We start from the raw sequence: 4,220 nt of genomic DNA, 5'->3' as shown, positions 1-4,220 counted from the left end.
CCACCGTCGTCCGGATGGCGCTCTAAAACCTGAACCGGACGTCGGCCAGCGGAATGCGGCCGTCGTCGGACAGTATTCCTTCGCTGCGCAGTAGCTCGAGTTGCGCCCTGGCCAGGTGCGGGGCGGGCTTGCCCGAGGCGGTGATCACCCGATGCCAGGGTAGGTCGGCGGAGTCGGTGCGCATGATCCAGCCGACGATTCGCGGACTGGAAAGCCCTGCTGCACAGGCGATATCGCCATAGGTGGCCACCCGGCCCGGCGGGATCGAACCCACCAGTGCACGCACCCGCTCGACTTGGGCGTCGGTGATCGGTGCCACTAGCGGTCGAGCATGGCCCGGATGGCGGCCGCGGTCTCCGCCGGCTTCGGCAGGAACACCATATGCAGGCACTCGAGGTCGATCAGGGTGAAGTCCGACCCCAGCCGCTCCGTCAGGCCGTCGATCAACGCGTCGCCCACATAGGGCGGATCGGTCAACAGAGCGCGGACAACGGTCGTGGGAGTTCCCCTGTGCGGCAACACGATATCGCGAGCGAGCTCACTCCAGTAGGACATCATCGCCGGGACGAACAGCCGCCATCCATAGCGGCCACTAGGCAACTCGATCAGATGCCTGTCCAGTTCGGTATCCATGTGCTCCGGCGGCACATCGGCCCACGCGCCGGACAGCTTCTCGGCACGGGCCTCCTCGCGATCGGGGTAGTCCGGTGAGGACAGCGCCGCCTCGGCGACATCACGCATCCGGTTCCCGTCGAGGCCGATCGCCGGATCCAGCAGCACCAGACCCGCCACCAGATCCGGGCACCGGGCCGCCAGGTGCAGGGCCACCGCGCCGCCGAAGGAATGGCCCACCACAACGACCGGGCCGTCGGCCTCGTCCTCGATGAGGGTGGCCAGCGCGGCGACATTGGCGTCGATGGTCCACGGCGCGGCATACGTCGACCGGCCGTGCCCGATCAGGTCCGGCGCGAGCACGGTCACATCCGCCAGGTGGCCGTCGGCCAGCGAGCTCCAGCGTTCGCCGTAGCCGGTCAGACCGTGGATCATCAGGACCCTGGCCGGCCCGGCGGGCCCGAATCGGTTCAGGTGAAGGCCGTTGTTCACCCGCCCTATGCTGCCAGTATGGAGTCGGTCACGCTGCGCAGCCTGGGTGCGGCAAGCACCGTCACCGGGTCCAAGCATCTGCTGGAGTCCGGCGGCAGGCGGATCCTGCTGGACTGCGGCCTCTTCCAGGGTGTGAAGAACCTCCGCGAGCTCAACTGGGAGCCGCTGGCGGTCGAGCCGGACAGTATCGACGCCGTCATCGTCACCCACGCCCACCTCGACCACACCGGTTACCTGCCTCGGCTGGTTCGTGACGGATTCACGGGGCCGATCTTCTCCACCGCGTCCACTGCGGCCGTCGCCGAGATCATCCTGCGGGACAGCGCCTATCTCCAAGAGCGCGACGCTGCCTTCCTCAACGAGCGCAAGGCCTCCAAACACCATCCCGCCCTGCCGCTGTACGACCAGCGAGATGCGCAGCGGGCCATGGAGCTGTTCGTCACCCGGCCGTTCGGGGAGCAGTTCGAGATTCCCGGCACCGGGGCGCACGCGACGCTACGGCGCGGCGGGCACATCCTCGGCGCCTCGACCGTCGAGGTCAGCTGGCAGGGCCGGCGCATCGTGTTCACCGGCGACCTGGGCCGCTACGACGACCCGATCATGTTCGACCCCGAGCCGGTCGCGCACGCGGACTACCTGGTGATGGAATCCACCTACGGCGACCGGGTGCACGAGAAGACCGACGCCGCCGCCGTTCTGGCGGATGTCGTGCAGGAGACCGTCCAGCGCGGCGGCACCGTGCTGGTGCCGGCGTTCGCGGTGGGACGCGCGCAGACCCTGCTGTACTTCCTGTGGCAGTTGCGCCAGGCCGGCCGGATCCCCGATGTGCCGGTCTATCTGGATTCGCCGATGGCGATTCGCGCGAGTGAACTGTTGGGCAGCCATCCCGACGATCACCGGCTCGCACCCGAGGTCTACGAGGGTATGCGTCAGATGGCGAACTACAGCCCCGATTCCGATCAGTCCCGGAAGATCTCGGCGAGCACTGAGCCGAAGATCATCATCTCCGCCAGCGGTATGGCCACCGGTGGCCGAATCCTGCACCACCTCAAGGCTTTTGCGCCCGATCCGCGTAACACCATCATGATCACCGGATATCAGGTGCCGGGTACTCGTGGCGCGTCGATCGCGGCGGGGGAGCAGTTCGTCCGGATCTACGGCGAGTGGGTTCCGATCAAGGCCCAGGTTGCCAACCTGGCGATGCTGTCGGCACACGCCGACGCAGACGAACTCATCCGCTGGGCGCGCGGGTTCACCGCAGCACCCAAGGAGGTGTTCGTGGTGCACGGTGAGCCCGGTCCCGCCGATGCTCTGCGGCGGCGCCTTGATCGCGAGTTCGGCTGGCGGGCAACGGTTCCGCAGTCGGGTCAGACCTTCGACCTCTAGGGGTGCGATTCTGATGCATCTGTGCCCACCGAGGGTTCAGAGGTCGAGGCTGAGCCAGGTCGAGTCCTCGGTCTGGAAGCCGATTTGTTCGTAGAAGTTCCGTGCGCGCTGATTGGGAGCTTCGGTTTCGAGGAACATCGCAGCGGCCCCGGCGGAGCGGGCGTGATTGATGACTTCCGTCATCAGCCGGGTGCCCAGCCCGCTGCCCCGCGAGGTGACGTAGAGCTCGTCGAGGATGCAGTCTCTGCCGCCCGACTCCAGTGACCAGCTCCAGGTGATGATCGCGTAGCCGATCGGTTCTTCGCCGAGGATCCATACCTGTCCGTGGGTGTCGTCGCGGAGGAGAGGCAGTAAGCCGCGGTTGACCCGCGCCGAGTCGAAATCGTGGCCGTCGACGCCGTAGAACTGCTCGATCAGCGCGAGCAGTTCGTGGTGATCACGCTCGCAGGCGCGGCGGACCGGGGGCATCGGTTGAGGGTGTGAAGCCATGGTTCATGGTGACAGCCGGGTCGCCCGAACCGAATCTGTCATACCCCGCTGGTCTGATGTCCCCATGACGACGGTGAGGGTGCTGGGTGGTCCGGGCACCGGCAAGAGCACCCTGCTGGTTGATGCTGCCGTCGCGCATATCACCGGCGGGCTCGACCCGGAGTCGGTACTGCTGCTGACCGGTTCCGGCCGGCTGGCCGCCTCGGCCCGCAGCGCGTTGACCACCCGGCTGCTGGCGGCCCGTTCGGGGGAGCCGTGCCGCGCGGTGGTGCGCGAGCCGCTGGTGCGCTCCCTGCACAGCTATGCCTTCGCCGTTCTGCGCAAGGCCGCCGAGCGGGCCGGTGATCCACCCCCTCGCCTGGTCACCCGGGCCGAGCAGGACGGCATCATCCGCGACTTGCTCGCCGGTGATCTCGAGGACGGCGCCCGGGGTTGGCCGCGTGAACTTCGGCCGGCGCTCACCACGGCCGGTTTCGCCGGGGAACTGCGTGACCTGATGGCCCGCTGCGCCGAGCGCGGGGTGGACGCCGAGGACCTCAAGCGCATCGGCCGGGACTCCGGTCACCCGGAGTGGGTGGCTGCCGCGAGGTTCGCCCGGCAGTACGAGCAGGTGATGCTGCTGCGCGCCTCGGTGGGCACGGCGGCCCCGCAGGCGACGGTGCCGGCGCTGGGCGCCGACGAGTTGGTCGGTGCGGCGCTGGACGCGCTGGCCGCCGACGCCGAACTGTTGGCCGCGGAACGCTCGCGGGTGCGGGTGCTGCTGGTCGACGACGCCCAGCACCTCGATCCGCAAGCCGCACGGCTGGTAAGGGTGCTGGCCGCCGGCACCGAGTTGACCGTGCTGGCCGGTGACCCCAATCAGGCGGTGTTCGGCTTCCGCGGCGCCGATCCCGAACTGCTCACCGGAGATTCGCAGGTCATTGACCTGAGTCGCTCGCATCGCTGCGCCCCGGCCATCGCGCGGGCCATCAGCGGTGTGGCCGCCGGACTGCCCGGTGCCGGGTGGCGACGGATCCAGGGTTCCGGTGACGAGGACGGGTCGGTCACGGTGCGGGTGACGGCCTCAGCCCATGCCGAGGCCTCCCTGATCGCCGACGCACTGCGTCGCGCTCACCTCGTCGACGGACTGCCGTGGTCTCAGCTCGCGGTGATCGTGCGCTCGGCGGCCACCGCGGCGGCCATCGAACGTGCGCTGTCCACCGCCGGGGTTCCGGTCGATCCGAGTGCGGTCGGTGGACCGG

5 protein-coding genes are annotated in these 4,220 nt (G+C 68.8%); 2 read left to right on the top strand and 3 right to left on the bottom strand.

Annotated features, from left to right (window positions below):
- Window positions 1–22: 22 nt before the first annotated feature.
- A complete protein-coding gene (locus tag ACR2JI_RS04870; RefSeq protein ID WP_526388599.1) occupies window positions 23–319 on the bottom strand; it encodes an MGMT family protein in 297 nt (98 codons plus the stop codon).
- Window positions 319–1,047, bottom strand: a complete 729-nt coding sequence (locus ACR2JI_RS04865; RefSeq protein WP_526388601.1) for an alpha/beta fold hydrolase — start codon at window positions 1,045–1,047, stop codon at window positions 319–321. The genes ACR2JI_RS04870 and ACR2JI_RS04865 overlap by 1 nt, the downstream gene beginning before the upstream one ends.
- 75 nt (window positions 1,048–1,122) lie before the next feature.
- On the opposite strand from ACR2JI_RS04865, the gene ACR2JI_RS04860 reads away from it, so the two are divergent.
- On the top strand, window positions 1,123–2,490 hold the full coding sequence (locus ACR2JI_RS04860) for an MBL fold metallo-hydrolase RNA specificity domain-containing protein (RefSeq protein WP_526388597.1): 1,368 nt from the start codon (window positions 1,123–1,125) through the stop codon (window positions 2,488–2,490).
- 36 nt (window positions 2,491–2,526) lie between these two features.
- Here ACR2JI_RS04860 and ACR2JI_RS04855 read toward each other — a convergent pair whose 3' ends face one another.
- On the bottom strand, window positions 2,527–2,958 hold the full coding sequence (locus ACR2JI_RS04855) for a GNAT family N-acetyltransferase (protein ID WP_526388595.1): 432 nt from the start codon (window positions 2,956–2,958) through the stop codon (window positions 2,527–2,529).
- Between the two features lie 85 nt (window positions 2,959–3,043).
- Here ACR2JI_RS04855 and ACR2JI_RS04850 point away from each other — a divergent pair.
- Window positions 3,044–4,220 (top strand): UvrD-helicase domain-containing protein (locus ACR2JI_RS04850; RefSeq protein WP_526388593.1); only part of this gene is annotated, 1,177 nt, incomplete at its 3' end.

It is taken from the genome of Mycobacterium sp. (assembly GCF_051006775.1).
Taxonomy (GTDB): Bacteria; Actinomycetota; Actinomycetes; order Mycobacteriales; family Mycobacteriaceae; genus Mycobacterium.
The sequence above is the reverse complement of the archived record's forward strand: the minus strand, read 5'-3'. Positions and strand labels throughout refer to the sequence as shown.